This window comes from Microbacterium sp. C448 (genome assembly GCF_000582705.2).
GTDB lineage: Bacteria > Actinomycetota > Actinomycetes > Actinomycetales > Microbacteriaceae > Microbacterium > Microbacterium lacus_A.
In genome coordinates this window covers 1-1,732 of sequence record NZ_HG779597.1, presented here as the reverse complement: position 1 = coordinate 1,732, position 1,732 = coordinate 1, and the positions used below count along the sequence as shown (strand labels likewise).

Sequence of the window (1,732 nt, the reverse complement as noted above, 5' to 3'; positions counted from 1 at the left end):
CTAGGTGCGTGGGTCAGATCCTTCCGTTAACGCGCCGGGGTGAATCCGGTGGATAGCGCGGGGTGCTGGGAGAATCGATTCATGACGGTGACTGCCAGCCTGGAGGGTCTGTTCGAGGTCGAGCCGGGTGAGGCGCGGGCGCCGGGATCGGCTGCACCGGCGGGTGCGGGCAAGACGTTCCGTGGGTATGACCAGGGGCAGTGTTTCCTGCTCCCGCCGAGTCTGGATGACTGGCTGGACGAGGATGATGAGGCCCGGTTCATCTCCGAGGTCGTCGAAGAGCTCTTGGATCTGACGCCGGTCTACGCGTCGTACGCGTCCGCCTCGGGTGCGCCTCCGTATGACCCGCGGATGATGTTGAAGCTGCTGCTGTTCGCGTACGCGACGGGCGTGACCTCGTCTCGTGAGTTGGAGCGGCGCTGCAAGCGCGATATCGCCTTCCGGTGGCTGTCGGGCAACCAGGCGCCCGACTACCGGTCGCTGGCCCGGTTTCGTCGGCGTCACCTGGATGCCCTGCCGGGGTTGTTCCTGCAGGTGCTGCGGGTCTGCGCGGAGGCGGGGCTGGTGCGGTTGGGGCGGGTCGCGCTGGATGGCACGAAGCTGGCTGCGAACGCGTCGCGGCATAAGGCGATGAGCTATGACCGGATCGTGCCGAAGATCGATCAGCTCCAAGCCGAGGTCGCTGCGCTGCTCGCCGAGGCGGAGGCGGTCGATGAGGCCGAGGATCAGCAGTTCGGCCAGGACCGGCGCGGGGACGAGGTCGCCCCGGAGCTGGCCCGCCGTGAGGGGCGCCTGGCAAAACTACGTGCCGCGAAGGACGCGATCGAGGCCGACGCCGCCGAGAAGGCGGCAGCCGTGGCGCGGAAGAAGGCCGACGCCGCCGGTCAGCCCCCTGAGCAGGCCGACGCGGCCGTCGCGACTGCGGTGGACACGGCGGCGCCGAAGCCGAAAGCGCAACGCAATTTCACCGATCCTGAGGCGCGGATGATGAAGACGGTCCGCGGCTTCGATTACGCGTTCAACGCGCAGGCCGTTGTCGATGAGGGCCACCAGATCGTGTTGAGCGCCGAGGTCACCCAGCAGGCCACCGATATCCAGCAGTTCGTCCCGATGGCCGAGCAGACCCTACGGAACCTCGACGCGGCAGGAATCGAGCGTTCCCCAGAGGTCGTCCTCGCTGACGCGGGCTACTGCTCGGAAGCCAACCTCGAAGCCGCCGACGATCTGGACGCACAGGTGTTGATCGCGACGGGACGGCAACGTCACGGCGAGAGCTTCCCTACCGCCGGCGCCCCGGACCCGGCCCCAGAGGACGCGAGCCGGCGGGAGCGGATGGCGCACGCGCTGCGCACCGAGCAGGGCCGCACCGACTACGCGCGCCGCAAAGCCATCGTTGAACCCGCGTTCGGGCAGATGAAGACCCGGCAAAACGCCGGACAGCTCCGGCTACGCGGACTCGCCGGCGCCCAAGGCGAATGGCTACTCCACACGATCTGCCACAACCTCCGCAAGCTCCGCGTCGCTACAGCCGCCGGGCTGGCGCCCGCATAGGCCTCCCCAGGGGTCCCTGGGCGTCACAGCACGCACCGACAGTCGCCACGAGCCCCTCGCCGTGCGATCCCGCACGCTCTCACACCGCAACGGCCCGCCCGTTCCCGTTCGCGACCGTCAGCGCGCGATGCCAGAGTCAACGCCGCGCGCCACGCCACCCGATTCTGACCCGCGCACCTAG

The 1,732-nt window shown here is 69.0% G+C and carries 1 protein-coding gene; it reads left to right on the top strand.

The features are described 5' to 3' along the window. Window positions 1-108: 108 nt before the first annotated feature. Window positions 109-1,551: an IS1182 family transposase gene (locus MIC448_RS01490; RefSeq protein WP_081766114.1), complete on the top strand. Its 1,443-nt coding sequence runs from the start codon at window positions 109-111 to the stop codon at window positions 1,549-1,551. Window positions 1,552-1,732 lie beyond the last annotated feature (181 nt).